Raw genomic sequence first — 25,805 nt, 5'->3', positions numbered from 1 at the left:
TGCAGTGGGTAGGATTTTATCGCGCGAGACCTATGTGCCACACGGGCAAATGGGGCACGAAGCAACTGTAGGCGCAGGCAGGACATGGTTCCAGATGGATCGCGGCGATCCAATCGGGTTACATGGCGGTTACATAGACCGCAAAATGCACAAGGGTTTACAGGAAAACCCCTGTAAACCCTTGATTTTATTGGTGCGGCTGCAGGGCTCGAACGCGCCGCCCGATTTCCCGACACAGCGCCGGCAGCGCCACTATGGATTCAAAGATCCATCGCGCAGGCAGCCCAATGAGGCCCGCCACATCAGCTCGATTCGGTCTGTGCAACTTGCGCAATTTGCTCCTTCAGCCATTGCAGACCAGACATGTGTTGTTGTTGACGGTGCCATATCAAGCTGACCTGCACCGCAGGCGTTTCGAAAGGAAGATCCGCGAGCTGCAAGCCATAGTTGTGCACGAAATGCCTGGCCAAGTGCCAGGGCACGGTACCCAGCAAATCGGTGCTGGCGACGATGGCTGGAATGGTCAGGTAGTGCGGAACTTGCAACTGCACATGGCGCTGCACTTTGGCCGAGCCCAGGACGATCTCGAGCGGACTGCCGCGGCCGGCCCGCGGCAGGAGCGAGACGTGCTGTGCGGCCAGATACGCCGTCTTGTCGAGGCCTTCCTTGAATGCAGGGTGGCCCGGTCGGCCGATAACTGCGAGGCGCTCTTCGTGAATCGGTTGGTAGAGCAAATCGGCGTCGTCGAAGTACAGGTAATCAATCGCCAAGTCCAGATCTCCGCTGGCCAGCCGCTGCGGGATCAGGGCACCTTCGTCCGACAGTACCTGCAGCTTCACCTGCGGCGCCAGCGCCATCAGCCGGGTCATCAGGCTCGGTAACAGCCGTAGCTGCCCATAGTCATTCATCGACAGTCGGAAGGTTCGCTCCGTGTCCGGCTGAAAACTCTCTTGAACGGCAAGCCCTGCCTGCAGCAAGCGCAGGGCTTGCCGTACCGGCACGTGCAGCGTCATCGCCCCGGCAGTGGGCTCGAGTCCCTTAGCGGTACGGCGGAAAAGAGGTTGCCCCAGTTGCTCGCGCAGACGACTGAGAGCATTGCTCACCGCCGGCTGGCTCTTGTGCAGTCGCTCGGCCGCGCGTGACAGGTTGCGCTCCTGCATCAGCATGTCGAACACGAAGAGGAGATTGAGATCAATCTGCTGCAAATTCTGATTCATCAATAATTCTCATCATCAATATCCATTGGAATGAAAATGATCGCACCAATAGACTACAACACCAAGCGACCTACTGGCGCCAGACGTCAGAAAGGTCCGCGGGGGCTTGGCGGAACTGGCCACGTATCGCGAGCCCGACAGCGCAACAGTCTTTGAGAGCCGATCATGTCTTTTGATACCCAAACCTTCCGGAAGAAATACCGGGCGAACATTTCGCCTTACTACAACCCCTGGCTGCATGCTGGCTTCGTTCTTGTTTTCGGCGTGACCTTGATCCTCTTCTTGCTGAACAAGTTGGACCACGTCAGCGCGGTGGAGTGGCTAACTGTGCCGGCGACCTTAATTTTCTACAGCAGGGGCGAGTACCGCACCCATAAGGGTCTCGGGCACAACAAGAAGCGATTCGCGAAGGCGTTCTACCAGCGCCACACGGGCGACCATCATAGTTTTTTCGCAGATGACCAGATGCGCTACGAGTTCGCCAAGGACTGGCGGGTGATTCTGTTCCCGGCATGGCTGATCGTTGTCTACAGCATTGGCGCGCTGCTCGCTTGGTCGATCATCGGCCTGGTCAATGCGAACGTCGCTGCGCTGTTTGCCGCCACGCTACTGGGCGGTTATCTCAGCTACGAGATCTTTCATGCCTGCGAGCACCTCCCGCCGCAGAATCCGATCTGTCGCCTGCCGTGGATTCGCCACATGCGGCGGTTGCATGAATTGCATCACCGCCGTGACCTGATGCAGACCAAGAACTTCGCCGTAGTGTTTCCACTGTGGGACTGGATCTATGGAACCCTTCATTGGGAGCCCGAAGAAGCAAGCGAGAGCCTGGTCCCCACCGTCAAGATGCAGCATTCCATTGATATCGCCCGGACGCCAAGCCAGGTACTGGCCTACGTGAGTACTCCGCTTCGTTGGCATGAGTGGCATCCTTACCACGTAGCGGTCACCGGGCAGGGAGGGTCGCTGCCGGTTGGGAGCCACTTTGCGTACGTCGGCGGCCGTGCAGGCAAGTTGCAGTGGGAAGTCGTGGAAAGTCTTCCGGATCGGCTCTGGCGAACCCGGGCCCGTGGCAACCGGGGTCTTGAGATGTTCGTCACGTATGAGTGCATCGGCACAGCCACTGGCACGCGCTTCGTGCGGACGCTGGAGTATCGGTTTTCCAGTGTGGTGGCCCGCATGGCTGATCGGCTGGTTTTGCGTAAGCGAATCGAGCGCGACTCTGTTGCCTTGCTTCACAAGCTGCGCAGCGTCTCCGAGAGCGTTCTTCCCGCGGCAGAAATGGATTGTGCTTCCAAACAGGCGACATGAAGGGCATGGGGGCATGCAGGCTCCACCGCGCGTGTCGGCCTGAATCGCCCCGGCTTTCGAGGAGGCCAGTTGGTTTGAGTTGAGGCTGCCACAGCTGCGTCGACGGGATTCAGAACCAGGCAGTCGAAGCAGTATGGGAGCTGATCTCGGTCTGACACCCACGCCATAGGTGTTTGAAGTGCCTCGAGCCTTGGCATACCAATATGAGTCAGCATCGCAAGGCGGCACAGTGCCTGCTCGTCCATCGGGGGAAATAGCAGCCAGCCAGAATTGGTCAACGCCGGAAACGCACCAAGGTCGCCAATCTGCCACAACTGGTCAACACTGATCTGATACCTTGCGGCCAGGCGACCGAGCCAACCGCCAAACGCTTCGTCATCGAATGGACGCGGAGCAACGGGCCAAGGCCTGACACCCTCAGGAGAGCAGGGTTCGCGCTGCATTCTCTATGTGACCCAGGTCGATGGCCTCCTTCCCATCCCGGATCGCGAGTTCTGCGGAAACAGTCAAGACACGCGACACTTCCCCGGTTAGCCCTCCACTTGCAGTCAGAATGGCATGTACGATCTCTCGCCGTGCGAGATTCGACGGACGTCGAAGCGGCAAAATCATCTCGAAGGCTGCGAGAAGAGAACGAAATGCCTCCGTCTCCTGCCATCTCGGCACCTCGAAACGGGCGAATCGACTGACCATCTGAGGATCCGTTTGGAGCGCCAAGACGGCGTCTTGAGTGCCAACGAGGACAACCGCGATTTTCAAGTCATTGGCGAGGAACTTCAGCAGATTCAGGGATGCACGCTGCTCCCGATAGCCTGCCAACAAGTGATGAACCTCGTCAACGATCAGCATGCGCGCCGAAACTTTTCGAAGCAGTTCGCGACTCAGTTTCTCGAGTGCTGATAGCCTTGCCGCGGCGTTGAAGGGAGCGCCCAGCTCGAAGAGCAATGAGGAATAGCGCCGCCGTGTCCGCCAACAACGCGCCGCACGCTCGCGGTGGGGCTGGATGCGCTGCCGCATTGCGGGCAGATCTGCGCAAGCCGTTGCCCACACTCCTCGCAGAACCTGGCTCCCGCGGGGTTTTCGAACTGGCAATTCGTGCAGCGCATCTCGCCTCCCGACTGCCTGTGCCTGCCACGCAGCCATTACAGGCGCAATCCGGGCAGTTGGCAAGGCGGCGCTGTGGCAACCGATGACTTCTGCCAAGCTTGGGGCGGCACCGCGCGTATTATCAGGCTTGAATTTGTTCGGTGGTCGGGAAAATCATGGATCTTCTGTTGCCCCCAGTCCGGGCGCGGAGGTCACGTGACCATCCACACTCACACCGTGGCAGTCGGCAAATCCCTTTGAGGTCACTCTGCGATCGCAATGATCTGATTCAATTGCTCGCAGGCGGCAGCAAAGACCTCCAAAGGCGCCTGCTTCCAGGGGTGGGCCTTTGCGTTGCGGGCTCGCCAGTCAAATGACTTGGGCTGATGGGCCAGAACGTAGCTGTCCTTCCCCTTCGGTCCCTGAAACCTGATCGCAAACGGATTGGTGTCGTTGTAGGCCGCCGTGGTCATCGGCAAGCCAATCACGATACTGGTCCGCTCATTGAACGGCCGCGGAGAAAGCACAAGCATCGGATGCATATCCTTCATCTCACGGCCGGCTTGCGGATTGCAGTCGATCCAAATGATGTCGCGTCGCTCAGGTGCCCATACCTTGCCCGCCATCAGATAGCCTCCGCGCCGACACGCTGCGTGGCCATGGCTTCACCCCCATGCTTGATAGGATCAAACAGAGCCAACTTCTCCGCGAGCGTGAGGGCACGACGTCCAACGGGCCGTACCGTGACACCAATCTCTTCGACCGAGACCTCGACTTCCTGACCCTCAGCGAAATGGGCCGAGCGGGCCACTGCGGTCGGAATCCGGACGGCCAAGCTGTTCCCCCACTTTTGGATCGTCAGAGTTGCACTTTTTCGCATGATCAAAGCCTTCCAAGAACGTTGATACAAGTCTAAACAAAACCACTAGAAGTTTCAACGCGTATAGACGTTCTACCTCGAACCGCACCCACAGCTTGCCCGGCGGCGTACGACGGGCGATTGATGCTGTCAGAAACCGGCGCTAGTTCCCCTTCTGTCGTAGCGCCCGAGGCCGGGATCTGGCGCGGCGTCGCGTCCGCAGGCGACCACATCGTTTTGACGGCAGAGGCGTAAGCGATCTGGCCCGGAGCGGTGGCCGCCCTGCCCTCGGGACATTCGCACGGCACGGTCATGGGCGTGGCGTACAGTCCTGGGTGAGGCCTAGCCGCCGGCACAAAAATAATTTACATTGCGCTTTAGTCAGCATTTCGGCCCGGCTCCGGATGGCTCCTGCTGAATATTGTTATAGTTCAAGCACTTACCGCTGCCTCCATGGTTCTGGATCCCAGCCTCAACGCCGTCACCAAGCTCACCCGCACCGAGTTTGCCGTGGTCCGTGCCTATGCGCAGGGCATGCGGCCGGTGGACATCGCCAACCGCTACTTGCTGGACCCGGATGAGGACGAGCACCTGAGCGAGGCCCAGGCGATCCAGCGGATCCTGGCCTTGCGCGACCGGCTGGTGCAGTTCGCCTTGCAGCATGGCCGGCCCGAGATTGCCGGCATGTTCGAGGCGCTGCGCGCGCGTTCAGGGGTGGGCATGTCGCGGCGGGTAGACGCCGTGTCGGCGCTTGAGCAGCTTGGACAAGGCTACCCCCAGCCCCAGCACGAGGTGTCGCTCTGGTTCAAGCCGAGCCTGGCACGCCGACTGATGGCCGCCGAGATCCGGCGGATCGAGGACCTGACGTCCTTGGCAAATCGGCGCGGCAGCAGCTGGTGGCGTGCCGTGCCACGCATTGGCGCGCAGTCGGCCGAGGTCATCACGCACTGGCTGGTGCGCCAGCGCTCGGCCATGGGCGCCGCGGCGGTCAAGGCCTATGTGCTGCCGCCTGCCGCCCACGCCCACCGCGACGCGCTGGTGCCCTTGGCCTTGGCCCCCGGTATGCCATATCCCGTGCCACTCGAGCACATGCTGGTGCCAGCCTCAAATACCGCGACAGGGCCGGGGCTTGCCGCCGATCTGGCGTTCGTACGCGGCTGGCTACAGGATCGTGCGCCACATACCCGCAACAGCTACCGGCGCGAGGCCGAGAGGCTGCTGTTGTGGAATGCAGCGCGCAAGAAGGGGCTTCAGGCGTTGGAGGCCTGCGATCTGGAGGCGTATGCGGAATTTTTAGCGGACCCTCAGCCGGCGGCGTTCTGGTGCGGCCCGAGCGGGGCGCGCGACAGGATGCACTGGCGGCCGTTCGAAGGCCCACTGGGGACCAGTTCGGTGGCGGCCGCGTTACGGGTGGTTCGGGCGCTGCTACGCGCAATGGTCAAGGCCGGGCATCTGGCGGGCACCCCGCTCATCCCAAGGCAAGCCGCCGCCGCTGCGCCCACGGCGCTGCGCGCGCCGTCCGTCCAACCCGACGCGGAGGCGTTCCTGGTCTGGCTGGGGGAGGCGCGCCAGGGCCCGAGGCATCGGGCTGCGCTGGCTGCCATACATCTGATGCGCGACGCAGGCTTGCCACTGAGCGAGCTGGCCGCACTGCGCTGCGCCAGTCTGCAGTCGAGTGCCGAGGGCACCTTCCTGCGACGCCCGGGTGCGCGGCAGCAGCTGGTGGCCCTTGACACGGCCGTCCGACAGGCCTTGCAGGCGCATTGGGTCGATCGTGGCTGGCCAAGCATGATGCCGCCGGCGCAGGCAGCCCTGTTGGCGCCCACGATACAGCCTGCCACCGCGCGCGGGCGCAACAAGCGGCTTGCGGGCGTGGCGGGCGGGTACTCGGCCACCGGCCTGGATCAATTGCTGCGTAGTCTGTGGCGGCGCTTCAGCGAGCAGCGCGGGGTCCCATCGGAAGGGTTCACGCCCGGCCAGCTTCGCACGCGCGCCAGCCGGGCCTGAGCTGCTAGCGCCTGGATGCCAAGGCCAACCGAAGCGCCGGAGGCGAAATCCCTCCCCCCACCGCGGGTCCATACAACACAAGCAGCTCACAGAAGTCTACTGGCCGACAATCCCGACTGGAGTGCTCGTAGACCTCGGCCTGCCTTGTCACTTGGCTTATCATTATCCGAATTTTGGAAAGTGAGTGTACACTTTGTATGGGTTACGCGGCATTGCCGGCCTGACCGGCCTAATGTAGGGAGGCGCCAACCGGTCGCTTGCTGCATCCTAGTCCGCCATGCCCCCCCGGCAGCTTTTCACTGGCAGGAGGGGTGCTGCGGCCCATCCTCCGAACGTGCGGCGGGGCTGCGTGTGCGGCGATCGGTTCGACCGTCAGCTAGTACGAATCTGGCACTACATCAAAGCTGCTATAGGGGAATAGCCGCGCGTGCATCCCCTGCCCGGTTCCACCACCTGCGTTGGCATGCCATGCGTTCGGCCGATTACTTGGCACTTGGAAGGCTGCCGATGCCAGCGGCATGGCCAGGGGTTCTTGCCGGACGGACTCTATCGGATGCTGACAACGACGCTGCTTCGCCTCGCGGTAGACAGTACCCTGCCGCTTGACGAGGCCGAGCGCCGTTTGCTGCGCAGGGCCGCACCCAATGCGCTGCGACCCACCTTCGCCATTCAGGCAGTGGCCAACGATATCCCGCCCGACGTCGTCCAAAGGCTGCTTGGCCAGGCATCGCTGCAGACGAGTTCGCTGCCTGTCCGCTGGGGAGAGGAAGCGCAACTTACAAAGCATCGCGAGCGGTCGTGAACCTCACAGGTCGTCGCCGACGGATCCAGCCATTCTCATTTCCAGCGGGGCGAGAATATATCAATGGGGTTACGTGGGCGCCGACGATTGCGATCGCTACAAGAATTTCCTAGCGCAGCCGGATGCGCTCTGGATCGGCCCCAAGACTTCGCTAACTGCAGCGTGCTGACGCCCGTTCGCCGGACCGCTAAAGGGGGAATCCCAGCGCTATGCGGTGCGCGCGGATTTGTTTCTGGTTGGCCGGCGTGCGCTATTTGGGGCGGCAACCCCTGGCTGACAGCGAAAGAGCCAGTTGCAGCACGGCGCGAGATCCCCTTTGCAGTCGACAAGGCGTTGTCTGGAGAGTCGTGGGAAGCCCTCGCGAGGCGAGACGGTATCCTTGGCTATGGCAGGGCACTCCTCGGCAAGCGAAGCAAATGGCGCACGGTGCGCCTGCCCACGCGCGTCATTGACGCATTGCGAGCGGGTTGGGTTGATGGCGTACGTTATTTTGAGAATCCGGGAGACCAGGAGCTCTCCCTGCTCTCCCCTGTGGTGAATGCCTTCTACGCCCGCAGCACAGTCAATCCACATTAAGCTAAGCGCGGAGATACCAGCACTGACGGGGCCATGGTTTTCCCCGGATGGGCTCTACCGAATGCTGTCAACGGGCGTTGCAGCGCATCGCAGGGGATACGACGTTACTTCTTCATCAGGTGGAGCGGCAGCTGCTACGCCCCATCCATTGCGGAACACCTTCCTCGCCACCCATGCGGTAGCCAATGATGTCCCGACAGATGTCCTTCAAAGGCTGCTGGACCATGCCTCATTGCAAACGACTTCGCTGTATGTGCCCTCGGAGAGAAAGCGCACCTTACATGAAATCGCCAAGCTTTTTGAGAGCCATACGTGACAACAAGGGAAGAGTGCAATCCCAAGCGAACAGGATGATCGCTGCCATAGCGTCAACAGGGACGAGCCAACCCGCGTAGGGTCGGGCTGACCAAAACGCTCTAGTTGTTACACGAGCCGGTAATCAAGCTAGAGGCCAGCGGGGTACCAGCCGGCTACTGCGCCGCGGTTCACCAGAATGATCTCATTGGGAACGTGCCCCAGCTGCAGCACACTTCCTCCCCACTAAGACAAATGTCCGTCATCCGACAGGTGGGATTCAGCAGAGGCCCACGGCTTCATAAGCGACGGGATACTTGGCACCGGCCCATCCGACCTAGCGCGCATGGCGCCAAACCGGCAACGGCCGAGTTTTCGCACCAGAGTCGAATGCGATGACTGGCGAGGCGTGTGAGCTCCTTTAGCATTGGGCGCGTAGCCTGTCCGGCGTCTTGGCCCTGCACCGTGGCCAAAGTTGCAGCGAGGCCGCCCTCAGCCGACAAGCCCGCCGACCGCGCGGTTGTCTGTTCCGGCGTCGAGATCTGCGATGGCAGTGAGGAGCATCCTCATGCTTCTATATCCGGCCTTCGTGGCCCTTTCTCACTGCGGCAAGAACACCAAGATTGTGGGTCGCGGCGGGTAGCTTCTTGTAAGGTCACCAAATTGTAGTGTTTCGAGACTTTTACAAACGCAAAATCACCGTCTGTCCGGTTGCGACGTCGTGTGCCGCTAAGCATAGCTACGCACAGTGCGGCTTGCGCACAAGAGGACGGAGGTTCCGGAGTGTGCCTAATAGGCACACGTTCTTGGCGCCGTCACAACGGGCATAACCACAGGATGACTAGCCTATACACCATTGTTAGGCTGCGGGAGCGGAGCTCGTCTCGGCCTCCAGATGACCTTGTCATTCGAACAATGGGAAGGTGGGCCCTCACTGTGCCTAATAGGCGCGCTCAGCGAACGGCGCCAGGAGTGCGCCTATTAGACACACCGACGGTAGGCTGCGGTCGAGGGCGAGTGGGCCCGGCTCTAGCGGCGCCGTCAGCAGACTGGGACGCGTCCACGGTTGCGCGTGCCACAACCTCAGGCGGACCCACCGTCCTCTGGGAATTGGGTAACTTAAAGAGATACCTTTCCTCTAACACGGTAGTGGACGCCATTCTGTTGCGTTGGGACGGCCGGGTTACGACTTCAACTCATCATTGAGTTCGTTCGCGCTTCTATCCCCTGTAGGGATTTCGGACACGCCATGGGCCCACGGGTAAGCATTTCAGCCCGACTGAGACGACAAACACACTGGCCGGTAACGGCTTTTCGCCGGACAGTACTTGTTAGGTTCAAACGGGGTTGACGACCAGAGTACCGACTTGCCCGGCAAGCGTGTGGCGCGGCGCGCTTGTAGGTTCCATTCGTCTGTCACCTTTCCCACGCAGCCAGCCGCAAAGCTGATGCCCATTGACGTCCTGCAGCGCCTCCTCATATACGCTCCCAACAGACGACTTCATCCACGTCCAGGCAGAGCGCGCACGCGGCACAGACGAAGTGACGAAATATCTCAGCAACTGAAGTCACGCGATACAAGTTGTGCCTAATAGGCACACCTCGCGCCACCGCCGATTATGCCTAGAAGCACAGTTCTGGCGGCCGTAGGCACCCTCGCTCTGAGTCGGCCTTTTAGGCACACTTAAGCCGTAAAAAAACCCGCCATTGGCGGGCTTCTGATGTGACTAAACTGCGCATCAATTTGGAGTGCCACTGAATAGTTCGCTGATGAACTGGCGAATCCGCGTCTCCTGGGAGTCGGATAGAACTCCGGTTTTGATTTTTACTGTAAAGTTCTTTATATCCTTTGTGATGCTGCCCGCGTGGTTCTGACCAGCAAAGAACTTTTCGATGGAGCGCTCGCGAGCCGCTGAGCCCGACACTTTTTTAGTAGCCAATGCGGTTACGGCCGCGGCGAGCTTGCCCTGATCAAGATGGCCCCCGACGACATCGGTCCATAGTTCTCTAGTTGCCGACACACCCGCCTCTCCGTGTTTCTTCAGGCAAGACGCCAGTGCATCTGCGGCGTTACTCCCAAGAAGACTTGGCTGCAGGTCCAAGTCATGCTTCACGAAATCGGGCAAATCATAGAAAGCCATGAACTTGTAAAGCCCTCGCCTGGACAAGCCTACCGCCTCCGCAAGTCGTGTACGGTTCGGGAACTCCTTTTCCGAACGTTGAATAGACAAGGCGATCTCGTAGTCGGAAAGGTCGTCTCGGCCGATGTTTTCGACCAAGGCCAACACAATCATGTCCGCGTCGCTGCAGTCGACGACGACAGCCTTGATGTTCTCGAGCCCCAACATCTTATGTGCACGCCACCGGCGCTCACCGGCCACAAGTTGGAAACCTGGCTCAACGCGACGTACTACGATAGGCTGCAGTAACCCAACCTCGCGAATCGATTCAGCAAGCTCTGTCAGCTTGAGTTCATTGAAGGTGCGCCGCGGCTGCCAGGGGTTGGGAACAATATCCGCAACCGGCAGTTCCGAAGGCAACCCCGTCGCCTCTAACTCTTGAACCCTCAATTGCGCGGCAGCCAATGCGCCCGCCATACCTGGCGCTGTCTCAGTCCGATTTGCTCGACGAGTGGCATCCGGCTTACGGTCCGCCGTTGAGCGGATGTTCGCCGTCTTGGCGAGCATTTGTTCGCGAATGTTGCTCATTGTGCAGGCCTCCACTGTTTCACAAACATGTCGTCAACCCAACGGCAGTAATCCACCAGCGGCTGCCGAACACGCTGAAGCGACTTGGCTTGGCTGTGTGAGCTGCTGATGTCAAACACCGTGGTAAATGCCAGTGCGCCGGAGCTCATCACTGAGCTGGCAGGCACTTCAAAAGGGGCGAGCCAATGCCGATATGCACCTTGAGCCCAAGTTCGCACCACAGGAGCTGCCGATGTGGGCCCATAGTTAACTCGCGTCAAGAGCACTGACACGAAGTCGTACTTCTTATCGGCTTCGAATCTCATGAATGACTTTGCGACATCCGAAAAGAGTCGCCAGAACGACAAGGAGCTAAAGAAGTCCAGGTTTTCCGGCACCATGGGCATGACCATGGCATCGGCCGCCATCAATGCGTTCAAGTTGAGGTAGGACAGCGACGGCGAAGTATCCAGAATAATGTAGTCATACTTCTTTCGCAGTGGCTGGAGACCATCACGGAGTACCTGCCAGAATTTGAATCCTGGCACCTTCATCTGCATAGCAGGGAGGTGGTACTCCGCACCCACTAGTTCCGTGTGAGCCGGAATAACGTCCAGGCCATCCCAGTATGTCGATTGCAACTTCGCTTCCAAGCCACCTTCGACATCCTGGTTGTAAATGAAAGGCAGAATTGAGTCATCGGCGAATACCTCCTTCTCCGCGTACAAGCCGCACAACTCAGAAAGGGACGCCTGGGGGTCCAAATCGACGACCAGCACCTTACGGCCACGCAAGCTAAGGCCTTGCGCTAAGCACATAGTCGTAGTCGTTTTTGCGGACCCACCCTTCAATTGCGAAGTGATAATAATCTTGCCTTCGAAATCGCTAGGTCCAGCAACCAGCGGGGTCTGGTAGATGTCCGATACTTGTTGGACCCAATTTCTTGCCTCAGCCAAAGTAAACGTTCGGCCGCGACCAACGGTCTGCCCTTCAGGCAGCACACCGTCGCTATTCTTCGCCATGTGCAAGACCTGCTGACGGCTCAAACCACACAGCTCTGCAATTTCTGAAGTACTAAACATCGGTGCCGTCTTACGTGGCCGCGGCGCAAGAATCTGGTCACGTAACTCGACTGCGTAGTCGGTCACCACATCTGCAAAATCGCTAATCTCAGCTAGGGTGACCGTCGGGTCTATGGGCATCGGTTGACTGATATTCGCCATCGCAGCTCTTTTTCCGAAATTTGGACAAGCGCAGAATACAGCAATTGAGCAAACGCGTCCGCATATTTTGTGTAATCCGCGACACAGCGAAATCACTAAAGTTTACGAAACTAAGCTACAAGCCTTTGATTTACAACGTTTTCGGAAGATATGGGAAGAGGTGGCGCAAACGACTCAAAGAACTTTTGGAAGTCGCCAAGGAGCCATAAAAGGTGAGAGCCAAGTCCTCTCACCTCTCACCTTAGCCGTGTTCTTTGGTACAAAATCTCTCACCCAATCCCGCATCCATCGCCAGCGATGTGCTGTTCGATCCACACTTCAAAGCTCAAGATGAAACCTAAGGTGAGAGTTTTTGTAAGCCACGCGACGCCTACGCACAGCATCAACAGAACTCCGAACAAAATCTCTCACCCGATCGACTGGTCCGCAGAGTTAGAAGCCACTTCCTAGAACCAGGGGGCTGTAAAAGTGAGAGATTTTGTGCTCTGCCAAGCCAATCAAGAAGCCTACGCGCGCTGAGGTGGCCACAAGCAGACCACCAGCGAACTCTCAAAACGAGCCTAGGTACAAAATCTCTCACCTTTTGAAGGCTTCATCGCTGTTCAAAAACTCAAGTGCGATCGCAGGTTACAAAATCTCTCACCTTCGGATAACACCTTGACTTCAGCGCCCGAACAGCTGCGGCACAAAATCTCTCACCTTCAATGGATCTCGCGTGGGACTCAGTCACCTGCAGCTCCCACCCATGGCGACCGAATTTTGACTGGCGTCTGTTTGTTTGTTTGTTTGTGTTGTAAACAAAGAAAAACCAACAAACCTACAAACAGAGCAGGGTGATCCTCATAAAAATCAAAAACTTATCAGCCAAAAGTGAGGGATACGCCTACCGCAAGGTGAGAAACTTTGTTCCCTCAGGTGGTAGTTGTATACGTCTAAAGGGAGAGATCGCGGAGCCGAAGGTGAGAAAAGAGACCAGATAGGTAGTTCAGGTGAGAGATTTTGATTCACTCCTGTGGACATCTCTCGTATACGCTTGTTTTATAAAAGCAATTTCAACCAGCCGACGATCGTGAGGTGAGAGATTGTGTACCAAGGTGAGAGATCATGTACCTCGGCCGACACGAGGCACCTATTCCAGGTGAGATGAGTCCACATTGACATCTCACCATCACCTGACTAAAGTCTCGTGCAATTCATAACGTAAACAAGCTGCCCTCTCAGGAATCCCGGCATGGCAAGCAGCGTAGCAAAGCGGGTGACACCACTACAGTACGCGCTCGACTTATTCGTCGAGATGGCGCCCGCACAGACAGCCATACATGAGGTCGCCACCGACAAGGATATTGGCTACCACAAAAACAAGGTCTTCGCTCGCATTGTCGGACTGGGGATGTCCGCTCGCCGGTTTGTCGACGCTGCGTACTTTATCGTGGCGCAGGAACCCGAGGTCAAGGAAGGCTACGAAGTCTCGCTAAGCTTTTTCAAATGGCTGATGCGCTATGACAGCAAGAACAGGAAACACTTTTCGAGCGTTATTCGCAGCGTGAAGTCGTCGATGCTCGAAGTGACCAGCGCACCCGTTGTGTCGGTGGACGCGAGCGGCCGTCTCCTTGAAAGCCCCGGTGCGGCACATGACGGCGACGAGACTGACAGCGATGCCCGCAATCCTGATGTCGATACCGTGCGGGTCTCAGACGAAGAGGGCGACTGGCTCGAATTGATCGGTCGGGTCAGTGTGAGGGACGGACGGATTCGATTCCGTGTCCCTGTAGAGCTTCAACGGCTCATCAAAGACCCGGAGAATTCGTATTGGACGAGCCTTCTGGTCACGTCGAAGTTCACGCTCATCTACGCTCGCGCCATCTATGACCACATCCTGCCCAACGTATCGGACGAGCGGACGGACTGGTTGCCCCTCGATGTTGTGCGGAATCTACCGGGCAAGTCATGGGCCAATAACGCGGAGTTCAAGTACTTCAAGCGTGACTACCTTGACAAAGCAGTAAGCCAAATCAACGAGCTTTCCGACATTGAACTGTCCTATGAGACCCGTGCGGGGACACCCCGGTCTAGGAAGAAAGACCAGATTCGTTTCCAGATGAAGCGAAAGGATGCCGCCCTGGCGTCCAAAGCGGCCATGCTTAATTCGGTGGCGCTCTTCCAGGCATTGGAGAAGGAGTTTGCACTGACTGACTCTCAGTTCGAGCGAATCGCGGATAACCGCAGCGTCTGGACGGATGAGAGGATTCAGCAGGCTATCGAATACGTTCGATGGCGTATCCGTTCCGGTGACAAGGTCAAGCGAGCATCAGGCTATTTGTTGGATGCAATCGCAAACGACTATCGCGTTTCCGAAGCAGACAAGGAAGTTGAGAGAGTTCAAGCCAAGCTCGCAGACAAGGCTAAGGAGGAAGTCGAATCGAAGTCTGCTGCGCAGACCGCGGTCGCGGCGAGCGTTGCAGCGGCAGACGCCGCCGCAGAGCGTCGCAGGCTGGAGGAAGTCCGCGCGGCTCGAGACTATTTTGAGAGCGCCGAGATGACGACCCGTGAAGACCTAGTCCGTAAGTTCGTCACGACGAAGACGATTGGGACGCGAACGATCGAGCGTCAAGGTCTCAAACCTGCGGACATAAACGCAAAGAACATTATGGAGCGACCAAATATTGCCACTTCATTCTGTTCATTTGTGGCCGGTGAGCTGAGGAAGGCTGCCCGCAGCCGTGCGAATAGTCAGGACAACGTTCTTTAGTGACGGAAAGCCGGCCTAACGCCGCGCAGCGTGGACCGCGCTCACCGGCATCAAGCGGTATCGCGTGACAAATTAGGCCACGGCGGCGTCCGCTCTATTGCGGGCCGGCCCCCACCAACCTCGGCTGCACGCATACAATCGCCGCACCTGGAAGTGCAGGTGCGCAATACTCAGGGCCGGACGCCGTGCTGGTTGCAGGCAGCGGACTCATAATCCGCCTCCGAGAGGACACCGTGGGTTCAAATCCCACCCGGCCCACCAAATGCGCAACGCCGATGCCCTCATTAAGCAGGCCGACTGAACATGTTGGAAGGAGGTCTGCCACCGAGGATGCCGCGAACTTGCTCAATAGCGGCCTGTGCCATGGCCGACGATGACCGTTTCGCTGACGACGGCTGGGCTAGGGCACGCGAGAGCCCAGTCGCAGCTCTGTCCATCTCGATCAGCCAGGCACGCGCTTGCTCATGCCCTAATGAATTACGGCGACCGTTGGCCTCGGTGATCACAATCGACGCCGAGTCGACCTCATAGATCCGACCGTCGGGTGCAGACACCCGTCGCCCACGGTATCGCTCAATGAGTTGGGCAACCTCCAGCCGGTCTTGTGCCGCCTGCGCGGCGGTTGCGCGCCTCTCGTCTTCTTGGGCCTTCCGAGTTTGGACGACATGCCTATAGTCTATGGGCCTTCCGAGGAGAGACTTGAGGTAGGCGAACAGCTCTCGTCCCCGGAGTGGACCAAGAAAGTGACCCGCTGCCGAAACAACGTCCGACAGTCGGTGGCCGGCCTCCCTCGCGAGCCGCATCAAAAGGAAGAGGGCGGACGTCGTCAGCTCTTGGTCACGCACGAGAGGCGCTAGATCAATGGGCACGGCCCGATCATCAATTTGCACAAACTCTCTCGGCCCCGAATGTTTCTTCGTAGAAGACTGGTTGGGGTTGTTTACGCCACTCACCGGTGCGAGACATGCGGAGCTGGACCGCGACTCATCGGAGCCCGTTCGAGGTTCTGGGTGCCCAAGCTCCCGGCTAGCGATCCCGATGCACTGTAGCAACTTTGCGGTGAACCCGATGCGCCCGACAACCTCGAGTTGCGTCCTCGTGCGTTGCTGCCTTTCACGCTCAATAAGCCCGGCGTCTTCAAGTGCGCCAAGCGCCCGATAGACAGTGGCCTCGCTAATCGCGAGGTGCTGCGCAATCGTTGCCTTCTTTATGAAGGCGAGCGAGGTGGGATCCTTCTGGTTCAGGGCGAAGCGGATGAGCGTTGCCAAGACTTGGCGATTGGTGATGTGCAAAGCGCGGAGCCCATCGGACTCGTAGACCAACGCGATCGCTCTGAGAATCCGCTCCGGCAGCCGGCCGGCATCGCACCTGGCTGGCTTGGCTTGCGAACCGTGGCTTTCGACAGGGGCCGGAGAGTGCGGCGCACCGCCACACGTTGTTGTTCTTCGGGCAATAGGAAGCCCGTCGAAGCGATATCTCATCTTCTTCGATCAATGCGCAAACTTGTGGGGAGCATTGACAACGAAGGGTGGGCTTCATAAACTCAGACTGTCTTGTTGTTGGACGAGTCAAGAGGGTTTTGAAGCCCGCTACGCCTTTTGTCAATGCCGATTAAAAGCCTGGAGCATGCGGACTCCAGGCTTTTTTCGCTTATGAGGATGCCTACGGGCTCAACAACCCCTCCTTGAAATCCGAGTGCCACCGCTACGCACAAAAATGAAGTGCCGGACGGCTATGGCACGCGCGATGGCAGGGAGCTCGCAACCATCAGACGCCACGAACGATCGGTTGCTTAATAAATCAAGTTAGCCCGGCTTCAACAACGAACCGGGACGTGGGGTTCTTCTTTGCCGTAGAAATCTGCAGCCAGTCGCGGGCGCGCGTGAGGGCAACGTAGAAAAGTCGCCGCTCCTCACTCTCCGGACTGGCTTCGTCCGGAACGATGGTTTCCTCGGCCCGGATCACAACAACAGCCGACCATTCGCGCCCCTTGGAGGCATGCATGGTCGTCAGCACCAAGGCGTCGTCGGCCGGCTCGTTATTCTTTTGGCGCAGAAACAGCACGCGTTCCGAGAATGGACCGTTCAGCCGCGTCAGGACGTCATATGCGGTATTGATAGCGCGCTTGCCCGGCTCGTCCGCCACAAACTTGAGCATCCATTCGCGCACGCCATCGAGAACGAGGGAAAGGAACTCGCGTTCACAGAGCGCTTGCCATTCCGCCAGCTTCTTCAGGAAATCGCGATACTTGTCGACTGTTGGTTCTGCGATCCCGGCCTGCACCAGGTCCTTTTTTCGCGGAATCGATCCCTCCGGCTTCGCCGTAGTCTGCGTGTGTAGCAGCTGCAGCTCATGCGAGCTGATTCCGGCGAAACCTAGCAGGGCATCGATGCCAGAGCTCTTGGACTTCTGAATCAGTTCCAGCAGGTCCCCCATCAACGCTGCCTCCGGGCGATCGAGGATAGAGCGGCCGGTTGCCCGGTAGTACTTGATACCGTGCGAGCGGCAGACGGCCTCCAATGGATCGAGAATGCGGTTCGTCCGCGCCAGCACGGCCGCCGTTTTGCCAGCCCGCAAAACCGGTGTCAGCGCCTCAACGGCTGAAACGGCTTCCTTGTACTCGTCCTCAAATCGCTTGAACTCGATAGCGCCGCCAGGCCCGCGATGGGCTACCAGCTCCTTCAGGATACGGTCCTTGTTGTTTCGAATGACACGATCCGCGATGTCCAGGATCTCAGTGTGTGAGCGGTAGTTCTTCCCGAGGATGACGGACCGTGCGTCGAACTCTTTGATGAATACCTCCATGCCCCGAAATCCGAGCGCACTTCGAAATCCGTAGATCGATTGATCATCGTCCCCGACCACCGTCACTATCGAACCGGCCTCCGCGTGCAGCGCCGTCCAGCGTGATTGCAAGCTGTCGCAATCCTGGTACTCATCGACCAGCAGGTACGTCATACGGTAGGGCGCAATGGTTCCGCTTTGCATCCCAGCTACAGCCAACCGCAGCATGTCCTGAAAGTCGATCTTGCCGTTCCGGGCCAGGGCGCTCTGATAGGCCTCATACAATTGAGCCTCCACAGTTCCTGAAGGCGGGTCGGCCAGTTGCATCTTGGCGCGCTCAATCGCAGCGATCGCATCCTCGACCTTCCCATCAAATCCCCCTTCCTGCAGGATCTGCCCGACGATAGCGAATCGAACGCCGTCGTGGACGATATCGGTGAGCTTGCCGGTTCCCTTCCCGAGTTGCTTATAGGCCAGCGAATGGAAGGTGCCCGCGAGCAGTCGCTTCTTGGCATCGGCCCCGGCTAGCGCCAGGATACGGTCACGCAATTCGACCGCAGCGTCCTTGCTGAACGTTACCGCGCCCACCGTCACGTCTGGGTTGGCGAGCAGCACGGCTGCCTTCGCCGCAATCGTCGCCGTCTTTCCGGCGCCTGGCACGGCCACGGCGACGCAGTGCTGACGCAGGTCGACCACCTCGCGCTGGGCGGGGTTCAGTCCTTCCAATACCTTTTCGAGCGACATGGCGATCGCAGTGTGGCAGTAAGTGGCACTTGGTGCCGGTTCAAAACAGCAAGTACCCCGAAGTGGTACCTCGGGGCAGATGTCGACGTCTGTTGATACGTTCGAAAGTGAGATCATGTCTCACGTGGTCCCACTAGCCATCACCAAGTGGCACTGCGTCCCACAGAGTGCCAATCCTCTTACTTCTAAACGGAGGGTAGAAACTAGGGCTTGGTGGGACTTGGTGTGACTGAGCGGGACCGTGCAGGCGGACAGTCAGACGCCGCGAACGGTGGTCATCAGCTTCAGGTGTGTCGTATAGCAGCGGAGGCCGAGCGGCTGGAACTTTCGCAGGAACCTCGTGACCTCGTCATTGACGTCCGTCATGTCGCGGATCCCGTTCCAGACCATGAAATCGAACTGGTCCATGGTTTGGTCGAACTTGATGAGGACCTGAAGCGCTCGGACGGCAAAGCGAGAGTAGGCCTGGACCTCCAGCTCGACGGACGGCCGCGTAATCGTCGGTTCGAAAACGATGTCGTCCTTGGCCCGCATCTCCTGCTCGCGTTGCTGGCGGTAGGCGGTTGCGACGCGCAGCTGCTCGTCGACATAGTCCTCGAGCTTTGCCAACTCACGCTCCAGGAACGTTTCGATGGTCGATAATTCGCTGCGCGAGAAGGTCGACTGACCGAAGCGCTGCAGGTTGAGCGACATGCGGTTCATGTACGGCCACCATTGCTCGAACAGCGGCCGCAGTCGGGTGTGATTCAACTTCAGTCCGACGGCCACGACAGCCGCGCCAGCGAGCTCGCGCTCGAGAATTTGACGACCCAGTTCGCGACGCCGGCGAACGATGGCTTGGCGGTCTGCCGGCGAGAGTTCGCGGAACAGCTTGCGGGTGCGCTCGACCTCTGCCTTCTTCTTCTCCAGGTCAGCCGTTGAAATGATGCCTTCCTTCCGCAGGGCGTCGGCAGACGCCTCCATCTCAAGCAGCTCCGACTCGACGTCATCGGGCCGATCCGCGGTGCCGGCAACGTCGACCGCAACAGCGGCCAGTGGCTGATCAAGCAGTTCGCTGACCGTAGCGGGCAGCTCGGCAGGGATTAGATCGGTAGTGGTCATAATTTCTCCTTGGATGGCCAGCCACTTGGCCTTTGGCATTCAGAAAGATGGTGTCGACTACTTGCCGACATGAAATGACGCCGCAAGGCGCCAGCTGAGCAAGCCGACCAGGCAGACGCCTAAGGTCCACCAGTAGGCCAGCAGGGAAATCGGAAGCAGCAGGGCGGATGCACCGAAGCCGAAGCACAGCAGCAAGCCATGTGCGGCGACATGGAACGTCACCGGGTTCGCGAACCCAGCGCCGGCGGCTCGGATCCTTCTCGACACGGCGCCGTCGTTGAGCAGCGCAGCAAGCAGCACCATGCCGCCAAACAGCCAGTAATGCGCAACCGCCGACCGATAGACCGCTCGATAGATGGTCAACCAGAAGTGCCGCATCCAACCACGCCCAAATTCGGATGCGCCGGCATCGGGTAGCGCCGTGTTCGCATCCGAGCCGGAGAACGATGCGCGCAACGCACCAGACCGGACAAACCATCGATCAAAGCGGTCGTTAGCCAACATCGTTGCCTTGTCCGCCTTGGGCTGTCCGAGCACATGTTCAACCGAACCCTGTTCCGCTTCACTCACTTCGAATACGGCATCGTCCTGTATGAACGGAGCGATGGCACATATCATCAGCGGCGCGGCTAGCATCCACATCCGAACATGGGAGACGAATCGACTGTTGGCCATGGCTCAGATCCAGTGCAGAGCGAGCAGAACAGGCAGCGCAGGGATCGCAGCGAGCGCGCCCCAGAACAATGCCGGCTTACGCGCCGCAATGCCAATCAGCGCGAAGCACGGGGCCGCGTTGCCGAGCAGGAATGCGCTTGGTATCGGGGTATCCGCATTCCCTGCGGAAATCCACGCCTGCATTTCGAACGCGAGTGCCTCGTCGACGCGAAAGAGCCGTGCGGCGATCCGCGGCTGGGTCTTGCGCAGCGAAGCGAGCGATTGCCTCGCCTTAGTATGCAAAGTCTCGAGCGACATCGTAGTTCTCGAAGTAGCGGGTAAAGCTGTACCCGGTCAGCACGCGTGCGGCCAACTGGAATGCTGCGCATCGCTGCGTCACATTCCCGGGAACTGGTTCGTCTACCACCTGGCAGACGTAGCCGATGGGCTGGCGTTGCTCGAAAGAGGGGATCGACTCGTGATAGGGATACCAAACGTTGTACTTCTCGCCCTTGAATGCGGCGTAGCGCTTGGCGTAGAGATCGTGGGCACGGCCGAACAGACCTTTCATGAAGGCCGCGTTGGCGTCACCATGCTTTCGAGCGGCGCGCCAGGCGGCGATAGCGTCTGTTAGCATCTCCTTGACCAACGGGTCTTCACGCACGCGGAAGTTCACGCCGATGTATTCGACTACCCGCGTGCATACGTCGTCCAGGTCTGGCGAGACGATGAAAACGGGCGAGAGCTTCGCGGAGAGTTTGTATTCCTTGGCGATTTGTCGGAACAGGCTGGTGCGCATTGACCTTTTAACCTTGGATAATTGGAATTCGACCCTGGTAGACGGAGCCACCGGAGATACGCAGGAAGTACTGCAGGTTGGGCAACTGCATGATCAACTCATGCGGAATCAATGGCGCTTTCTCAAGCTGGGTCGAACGTGACACGGAACCGCTGAACTCCCCGACATGCGCCTCGGTGCCAGTGCTTGTGCTGCTCGACACCACGACATTCCGGATGGCCGTGGTGCCAGCCTTCTCGCAGAACCACTCGGCCGTGTCGATATCTTCCAATCGTAAGACGAGCTGGTTGTTCAGATTGCCTAAAACCTGCTGCATCTTCGCCACGTTTCCCAGTTTGGCGGTGAAGTCCGAGCGTGTCTGGTAGGCGACGAATGCCTTGAAGCCTGCGCCACGGCCCTTGTTCAGGATCTGCAGCATCTGCTCGTTGATCGCCTCGGCTGCCTCGTCGACGATCAGGACGATCTCTGGAGGCTTCTTGTAGAAGTTGTAAATGGAACCGGCGACGGAAGCGATGTCGGCTAGCAGCATCGACATGACAGCCTGGGCCACCATAGAGTTGGAGAGCGAATCCGCACCGACATAGAGCACCGCCTTCTGCTTGATGACCTTATCGATGTCCCAGATCTCACGGTCATCGTCGAAGTCGTCTGCCTTTGGCGCCAGCATGAGGCCCGTCTCGCCGGTGGCCAGCATCTGGAGCAACGGCAGGGCAGAGGCGATGATGCGGCCGTAGTGGTCCCGATCGTGCTGGAACGTGGCGATGAGGCCATCGATAGCCTCGTGGCCATTCCCCTTGTCGGAGAAGCGCTCGATGTAGAGCCGGGCCATCCCGTCCAAGCGCGTGCCGCCTGGGCGCTGGCCGGCCTGTTGCATGTAGCCCATCACCTCCTCTTCCCAATCCGGCTTGCCGGCTTCAGGGAAGAAGCGCTGCAGGGCCCGATCCAGAAGATTGTTAATGCCGTTCTGGGCGTATTGAAGGATTGACCGCAGGTTCGGCTTGTCGCCGACGTAGAGTTCGCCCTTTACCGCGCGGTCGATGAACAAGAATGCGAACTGGCGGAAGGGTCCTTCCTCCATCAGCTGGGCGATGCGAGTTGGGATTTCCGAGGGTTGAGACCAATTTTCTAACGGGTTCAGGCGGATGGACTGCGAGGGAGCGGCCTGCTTCCAGTAGAGAAATTTGCGCCCAGTGCGCTCACACTCGCGCTTGACACGTGCGACCCACTCGCCGTCATTTTTCGGGTCGATGACGATTAAAACGTCGTTGGGATTGTGGATGACCTGGGTCGAAATGACCTCGTAGGTCCGGGTCTTGCCTGAGCCGGTCGTCCCGCTTACCGATGTATGGCCGGGCATCGCCTTGTAGTGAAAGGGCACCTGGATCTTCTTCGGCTCCATGCCGTGTATCCATGATTTGCCCTGGGGCGAATGGTCGGCAATGCTGCCCGCAGGCGCGAGCAGTTTCTCGACGCGCTCCACTATAGGCTGCGGCAGCCACCGCGGCAAGCCGGGAATATCGCTTGACGGCATGCGAAGGATGTCGTGCGCGATCTGGCAATGCTTCTGTGTCCACTCAAAGCCAGTGCCAAGATACATGGCATCGTCGGTCTTTCGTATGCGAGCGCTCAGCGCGAGGAGCGCCTCGATCGGAAGGACCGCAAGCCACTTGGTGGAGATGGCCAGCCGAAACTTCAGCGCGCGCCAAACCTGTGTAGACCGGAACAGCAGCATGCCAACGCAGAACAGGGAAAAATACCCGGCGCTCGGCATATCGCTTAGCAACATCAAAGCTGCGGCAAGAAGCCACCCGATCGCGGCCCGGAATTCATAAATGGGCCGAAAGTGATTGATGTAGTGGTGCATCACTCGCTGCTCTCTGGGGATTGCGGAGGGGACGCAATGAGGTTCGCCACCTTGTCAACCAGAAGGATGTCTTGGCCGACGATCTTGTAGAGCAGCTGGAACTTGCGAAGGTTGTCGATGAGCGTCTCGGACGCGATGCCGTAATTGCCGAGCATGCGCTTGCTAATTGCCAGCTTGTTATCGACCCACGATACTTTCACCTTTCCCGCTGACACGTCCTGTGCTAGCGCCCTGAAGAACTCGCGCATCAGGTTGGACGCACCCTCCAAGGCTTCCTTGAAGGGGTCGGCAGCCTGATCGGGGCGCAGCGACTTGGTGCCGTCGAGTTGTACGATGCTTCGCGCTACCTCGCGTTGCGTGCCTTCGGCTGTCTCGGCTTGAGACTGGGCTTCGCCAGTTCCAGGGCCTGCTTCCTTCTCCATCTGCGACACCACCACGGTGCTCGCGTTCTCCGGGCCGGGTGTCGAATCGGCTTGCGCCGGTGCTGGTGGGGCGGGTGCCTTGATCTGGGTCGAATCTACCGCGGCGGCTAGCGCTTCGACACTCGGTGCAGGCGTCCTGTCGGGCGCAAAGGCGGCGCGGCGGGCTTTGATCTCGAACTGTGTCACTGTGTCGATGGCCTGCCGGACAACCTTTTGAAGCAAGGTCTCGAGTCCGGTCGGTCGAGGCTCGGGGTTGATGGCGCCAAAAAGATCAGCGAGGACCTGGCCGTCGAACTGTGCGAGCCGGTCCGCACCAAGAATCTCGCGCGCCAGCAACGCGGTGCGCATGCGCTCCAGTGGGAGCACCGCATCGCGACGGGTGACGCGATACGTGTCATCGCTTAGCCACGGACCGAAAGCTCCATGCACGGCGGGGATCCACTCCGCCCCATCCCTATCCCGAAAGAATTTGAAGTGTCGGCATGACTCATCAAGGCGGGAGCAGCAGGCGGCGAGAAACAGCGCATACAGGTATTGCGGTTCCAACTGCCTGCGCCGTTCGGACGTCTGATTGGCCGCGAACTTTTGTGCGCCAGACAGGCGCATGGCGAAGTAGGCCGCCTCAACCGTTGCCCGGAACGCACCACCGGCCTCGGCGTGCTCGTTGTGGCGCAGCGGCATGCTGGAGAACCACGTCGCACAACGCTCCAGCACATCAAGCCACTTGCTGTTGAAGTCCGCGCCATCCGCTTCGTTGGCGTACTGTCGGATGAGCGCGACGCGGTCTGCCTGGGAGGAAAGGAGATCGGAAGCGGAAAGGTGAATGTGAGGGGTCATCATTTCCCTGCCAACTTCCTGCCGAGGTTCCAGGCTCCGCGCCCAAACATCTTCATGCCACCGGTGCCACTCACCCCGCCACCAGTTCCGAAGAGAGATCCGGCGATCTTCGGAATCTCCAGCGCGACAAAGCCCAATAGGATGGCAATACTGAGTGCGTAGCTTGCAGCAAGAAGCGTGTCCGTGCCGATGTTGCCAACGTCTGAGACGATGCTGAGCAGTGTGGCGCTCACCAGCTGAGAGATGATGGCGGCGACCACCATATACATCGATCCTGTAACCATGTAGTCCAGCCACGCTGTGAAGTATTTTCGGGAGACGTCCGCCATGCCAAATGCGACGGCTAGTGGGCCCACCACGATGCCTACGGCTACCTGCAGGTGACCCACCAGAATGAACCACGAGTAGATCAAGGCCGCAATCAGCACCGCAATGAATGCCAAGCCGAACAGAATCGCTGAGACGACGGCATCAATCAGTTTGAGTGGGTTGGCGAACCCCGCGAGTAGTGTCCTCAGCACGGAGTCGTAGAAGCTACCTCCGGTCCTTGCCAACGAGATTGGGACGTTGTAGATGTCTACCCCCCCGTTGATAGCTTGGGCGAGATCGTTGAACCAAACAAACAGCCCGGGCGCAAAGCTGGTGTAGCTGGCGTAGAGAGACGCGAAGATGCCAACTACCAGAAAGGTCTCAAAGAGATCCGTCCACGCGGATACTGCGTCGCTCGTTGCCGCGAATCGTAGGCCGGCGAAGACGAGGGTGATTACCCCGAGTCCGAATGCGATCTTGTTGGCGTCAGGTCGCGTCCGCTCGCTGAGCCAAACTGCAGCCTGGATGAGCCCGCTTCGCAGGCCGTTCATCTTGTCCAGCGCCTTCTTGATGCCTTGACCGACCTCACCAGGTGCGCCAGCACTTGCAGCCGTGGCGCTATCCCCACTGCTGATCGCTTCCTGCGCGACGGCAACGCAGGAAAAGAGGGTGAGGAAGCTGAAGACGAGCGCGGTGAGCATCGCACAGAGGCTGTGTCGGATCAGCGAGGCGTGGCTCATTTCAGGTTCAGGATGCGCTGACGTTGCTGTTCGCGTTCTGCCTGCAGCCGGCGCGCGACGTCTACCGACTCGGCCTCGACGGCCAGTGCCTTTTGATCCTTGTCGGCGTCTGACTGCGTCTTGGCGCTCATGATCTGCAGCAGATCGGAGTTCTGGTTTGCGAGGACATCCAGCATCTCATTCGTCGCTTCGGCAGCAGCTTGTGCCGTTCCAGTCAGCTTCATTTCCTTCTGGATCTTCTGGCGTCGCTTCGCCTGGGTCTGCACGTTCTTGACGACGCTGTTGCCCAGGTTGAACAGGTTCTTCGCGGTCTTGTCGCCGTTGGTGAGAAGCGTGCGCTGATCTTCAAGCCACTGACCGCTGGATTTGCCGGATGCGGCCACCATGCTCTGAACCTTGCTCAGGTAGTCGGCATTCTCGGAAACCGTGCCATAGAGATCCTTCAGCGTCACGCCGTAGACGTCGTATTTGCCGATGTCGTCCTTGATGGCGTCCAGCTGTTCAGCCAGGTGCACGGGGTCCATGCCGGTGGCCTGCAGCAGCTGGTTGGCCATCATCCGGTATTGATAGGCAATGTTTGTGTTCTCGTAGATCTCCGTTTTCAGCGATTGCAGGGCGGTCCGCGTCGTCTGGACCAGATTGGCCACATCGATAACGGGAAGCCCGCTGGCGTGGGCCACCGACGAAACAAGAAGGGATGCCGCGACCGCGGCCTTGATGAACCACTTGTTCACTGGAAC

General features: G+C 59.1%; 20 protein-coding genes, 1 tRNA gene and 1 pseudogene. 6 read left to right on the top strand and 16 right to left on the bottom strand.

Annotated elements, in window-relative coordinates:
- Nucleotides 1-302: 302 nt before the first annotated feature.
- Nucleotides 303-1,217: a LysR family transcriptional regulator BsrA gene (bsrA, locus tag AC3WRR_RS03825; RefSeq protein ID WP_058698222.1), complete on the bottom strand. Its 915-nt coding sequence runs from the start codon at nt 1,215-1,217 to the stop codon at nt 303-305.
- A gap of 165 nt (nt 1,218-1,382) precedes the next feature.
- On the opposite strand from bsrA, the gene AC3WRR_RS03820 reads away from it, so the two are divergent.
- Nucleotides 1,383-2,528 (top strand): sterol desaturase/SRPBCC family protein, encoded by a 1,146-nt coding sequence (locus AC3WRR_RS03820; RefSeq protein WP_058698221.1) that lies wholly within the window; start codon nt 1,383-1,385, stop codon nt 2,526-2,528.
- 417 nt (nt 2,529-2,945) lie between these two features.
- Here AC3WRR_RS03820 and AC3WRR_RS03815 read toward each other — a convergent pair whose 3' ends face one another.
- The 4 genes and pseudogenes from AC3WRR_RS03815 to AC3WRR_RS03800 form a co-directional block, all read right to left on the bottom strand.
- Nucleotides 2,946-3,545: a TniB family NTP-binding protein gene (locus AC3WRR_RS03815; protein ID WP_081050312.1), complete on the bottom strand. Its 600-nt coding sequence runs from the start codon at nt 3,543-3,545 to the stop codon at nt 2,946-2,948.
- A gap of 23 nt (nt 3,546-3,568) precedes the next feature.
- Nucleotides 3,569-3,634 (bottom strand): annotated as a pseudogene (locus tag AC3WRR_RS03810) (zinc-ribbon domain-containing protein); the annotation flags it as partial.
- 243 nt (nt 3,635-3,877) lie between these two features.
- Nucleotides 3,878-4,240 carry a type II toxin-antitoxin system PemK/MazF family toxin gene (locus AC3WRR_RS03805; RefSeq protein ID WP_058698219.1) on the bottom strand — a complete coding sequence of 121 codons (363 nt, stop codon included), beginning with the start codon at nt 4,238-4,240 and terminating at the stop codon, nt 3,878-3,880.
- Nucleotides 4,240-4,494: an AbrB/MazE/SpoVT family DNA-binding domain-containing protein gene (locus tag AC3WRR_RS03800; RefSeq protein ID WP_058698259.1), complete on the bottom strand. Its 255-nt coding sequence runs from the start codon at nt 4,492-4,494 to the stop codon at nt 4,240-4,242. The genes AC3WRR_RS03805 and AC3WRR_RS03800 overlap by 1 nt, the downstream gene beginning before the upstream one ends.
- Before the next feature lie 432 nt (nt 4,495-4,926).
- On the opposite strand from AC3WRR_RS03800, the gene AC3WRR_RS03795 reads away from it, so the two are divergent.
- From AC3WRR_RS03795 to AC3WRR_RS03785, 3 genes are all read left to right on the top strand, one after another.
- Nucleotides 4,927-6,480 (top strand): phage integrase family protein, encoded by a 1,554-nt coding sequence (locus AC3WRR_RS03795; RefSeq protein WP_058698218.1) that lies wholly within the window; start codon nt 4,927-4,929, stop codon nt 6,478-6,480.
- A gap of 553 nt (nt 6,481-7,033) precedes the next feature.
- The gene (locus AC3WRR_RS03790) at nt 7,034-7,282 is read left to right on the top strand and encodes a site-specific integrase (protein ID WP_058698217.1); all 249 of its coding nucleotides are present in this window, start codon (nt 7,034-7,036) and stop codon (nt 7,280-7,282) included.
- Between the two features lie 538 nt (nt 7,283-7,820).
- Nucleotides 7,821-8,174 (top strand): tyrosine-type recombinase/integrase, encoded by a 354-nt coding sequence (locus tag AC3WRR_RS03785; RefSeq protein WP_116318651.1) that lies wholly within the window; start codon nt 7,821-7,823, stop codon nt 8,172-8,174.
- Between the two features lie 1,717 nt (nt 8,175-9,891).
- Here the strand turns inward: AC3WRR_RS03785 and AC3WRR_RS03780 are convergent.
- Together AC3WRR_RS03780 and AC3WRR_RS03775 are read right to left on the bottom strand one after the other, a co-directional pair.
- The gene (locus AC3WRR_RS03780) at nt 9,892-10,860 is read right to left on the bottom strand and encodes a ParB/RepB/Spo0J family partition protein (RefSeq protein WP_058698216.1); all 969 of its coding nucleotides are present in this window, start codon (nt 10,858-10,860) and stop codon (nt 9,892-9,894) included.
- The gene (locus tag AC3WRR_RS03775) at nt 10,857-12,062 is read right to left on the bottom strand and encodes a ParA family protein (protein ID WP_171514465.1); all 1,206 of its coding nucleotides are present in this window, start codon (nt 12,060-12,062) and stop codon (nt 10,857-10,859) included. The genes AC3WRR_RS03780 and AC3WRR_RS03775 overlap by 4 nt, the downstream gene beginning before the upstream one ends.
- A 1,231-nt stretch (nt 12,063-13,293) precedes the next feature.
- Between AC3WRR_RS03775 and AC3WRR_RS03770 the strand changes: the two genes are divergently transcribed.
- The gene (locus tag AC3WRR_RS03770; protein ID WP_058698215.1) at nt 13,294-14,811 is read left to right on the top strand and encodes a replication initiation protein; all 1,518 of its coding nucleotides are present in this window, start codon (nt 13,294-13,296) and stop codon (nt 14,809-14,811) included.
- A 173-nt stretch (nt 14,812-14,984) separates the two neighbouring features.
- Nucleotides 14,985-15,072, top strand: a tRNA-Ile gene (locus AC3WRR_RS03765).
- Between the two features lie 1,539 nt (nt 15,073-16,611).
- Here AC3WRR_RS03765 and AC3WRR_RS03760 read toward each other — a convergent pair.
- From AC3WRR_RS03760 to AC3WRR_RS03720, 9 genes are all read right to left on the bottom strand, one after another.
- Nucleotides 16,612-18,339 carry an ATP-dependent helicase gene (locus tag AC3WRR_RS03760; protein ID WP_058698213.1) on the bottom strand — a complete coding sequence of 576 codons (1,728 nt, stop codon included), beginning with the start codon at nt 18,337-18,339 and terminating at the stop codon, nt 16,612-16,614.
- Nucleotides 18,340-18,594: 255 nt separating this feature from the next.
- On the bottom strand, nt 18,595-19,440 hold the full coding sequence (locus AC3WRR_RS03755; RefSeq protein WP_058698212.1) for a hypothetical protein: 846 nt from the start codon (nt 19,438-19,440) through the stop codon (nt 18,595-18,597).
- Nucleotides 19,441-19,497: 57 nt separating this feature from the next.
- Entirely contained in the window at nt 19,498-20,115 is a 618-nt protein-coding gene (locus tag AC3WRR_RS03750; RefSeq protein ID WP_058698211.1) for an IncC plasmid conjugative DNA transfer DtrJ family protein, read from the bottom strand.
- Between the two features lie 3 nt (nt 20,116-20,118).
- Nucleotides 20,119-20,412 (bottom strand): hypothetical protein, encoded by a 294-nt coding sequence (locus AC3WRR_RS03745; protein ID WP_233528063.1) that lies wholly within the window; start codon nt 20,410-20,412, stop codon nt 20,119-20,121.
- Entirely contained in the window at nt 20,387-20,893 is a 507-nt protein-coding gene (locus AC3WRR_RS03740; RefSeq protein WP_058698210.1) for a hypothetical protein, read from the bottom strand. Before AC3WRR_RS03740 ends, AC3WRR_RS03745 begins: the two co-directional genes overlap by 26 nt.
- 7 nt (nt 20,894-20,900) lie before the next feature.
- Nucleotides 20,901-22,757 (bottom strand): conjugative transfer system coupling protein TraD, encoded by a 1,857-nt coding sequence (gene traD, locus AC3WRR_RS03735; protein WP_058698209.1) that lies wholly within the window; start codon nt 22,755-22,757, stop codon nt 20,901-20,903.
- A complete protein-coding gene (locus tag AC3WRR_RS03730; protein ID WP_058698256.1) occupies nt 22,757-24,016 on the bottom strand; it encodes a TraI domain-containing protein in 1,260 nt (419 codons plus the stop codon). Before AC3WRR_RS03730 ends, traD begins: the two co-directional genes overlap by 1 nt.
- A complete protein-coding gene (locus AC3WRR_RS03725) occupies nt 24,016-25,065 on the bottom strand; it encodes a type IV secretion system protein (RefSeq protein ID WP_058698208.1) in 1,050 nt (349 codons plus the stop codon). Before AC3WRR_RS03725 ends, AC3WRR_RS03730 begins: the two co-directional genes overlap by 1 nt.
- Nucleotides 25,062-25,799 carry a TrbJ/VirB5 family protein gene (locus AC3WRR_RS03720; RefSeq protein ID WP_070940838.1) on the bottom strand — a complete coding sequence of 246 codons (738 nt, stop codon included), beginning with the start codon at nt 25,797-25,799 and terminating at the stop codon, nt 25,062-25,064. Before AC3WRR_RS03720 ends, AC3WRR_RS03725 begins: the two co-directional genes overlap by 4 nt.
- Nucleotides 25,800-25,805: the final 6 nt, after the last annotated feature.

Source organism: Cupriavidus sp. FW305-3-2-15-C-LB2, from assembly GCF_058787575.1.
Note: the sequence above shows the minus strand (reverse complement) of the source record. Positions and strands in the feature narration are given on the sequence as shown.